This window comes from Methylobacter psychrophilus (assembly GCF_025583945.1).
In the GTDB taxonomy this organism is placed as follows: domain Bacteria; phylum Pseudomonadota; class Gammaproteobacteria; order Methylococcales; family Methylomonadaceae; genus Methylobacter_C; species Methylobacter_C psychrophilus.
Window position 1 is genome coordinate 1 of the sequence record NZ_JAOEGU010000150.1, and the last position, 1,113, is coordinate 1,113.

General features: G+C 41.9%; 1 protein-coding gene. It reads right to left on the reverse strand.

The window, feature by feature from the left end; translation table 11 throughout:
* Positions 1-643, reverse strand: a 643-nt coding sequence (locus tag N7974_RS20595; RefSeq protein WP_262967401.1) for a transposase, incomplete at its 3' end; no start/stop codon positions are given.
* Positions 644-1,113: the final 470 nt, after the last annotated feature.

Consider the following 1,113-nt stretch of genomic DNA (forward strand, 5'->3'; position numbering starts at 1 on the left):
CAATTATATTGAGTCGCCCGATTTCCTTTTTGAGTTTTTCAATCTTATTTTCCAGCCGTTCTGTTTTACCCTTAGCAACTGAATCGTCCAGTCGATCTGCGCTGGTAATTTGCCCCAGATAGCGGGCGATACTTTCATCAATTAATTCGAGTCTTCGCTTTAATTTAGCTTGCGTGTAATTCCTATCACGGTTATTGACGGCCTTAAATTTACTACCATCAATGGCAACAAACGCCTCACTAAAAAGCTTGAGTTTACGGCAAATAATAACAAACTCACGACAAACCAATCTGATGGATTTGGTATTCTTTTTGCGGAAATCGGCAATGGTTTTAAAATCCGGCGCCAAGCGCTTCAGTAACCACATCAGCTCAATATTACGTCCGGCTTCCCGTTCTAATCGGCGCGATGATTGAACGCGATTCAGGTAGCCATACACATAAAGCTTTAGCAGGGTTTCAGGATGATATCCAGGTCGACCAGTGGCAGCCGCTAGGGTTTTAAACCCCGTAGCCGACAGATCAATACCATCAATGAATATGTCGATTACTCTGGTGGCATTGTCTGCCGAGATGTAATCATCGAGTTTTTCTGGAAATAAGGTCGCATGAGTGCGAGCTTCGCCCGTTATAAATCCGCTCATATTGATATACTTTCAATTGAAAATATAATTATAGCTGGATTGTAGTTTTCACACAGTCTGGGTCGTTGGCTGTCATTGGCAACCGGTTACTTATGTTAATCGGGCTAACAAAAAGAATTCTTAAAGTCATTTTTAGTAAAGCAGGTGATCTATTAACCAAAGTCGTTGCCAATACGTAATAGATCACCAACCTCAATGACCCTGTTTTGCGGGTTTATGCGAAAAGATGAAGATACAAGAAACAATTAACAAGAATAATACCGCTGATGCTGAGTAACGACTTAGCTCTAAACCACCTTGGCTTATCGGTTTATCCAGAAAGTCGCCAACCACAGCACCTAACGAGCCATTTGCGCTGCCTTGTAGCCTTTGATTTATCTAGCCTACAGAGCCACCTAAAAATCGTTTACCCCAATTTTCAACGGTAGAATAAGGGTTTGAGAGGTACGATCACGGTTTTTTTCGGGTTT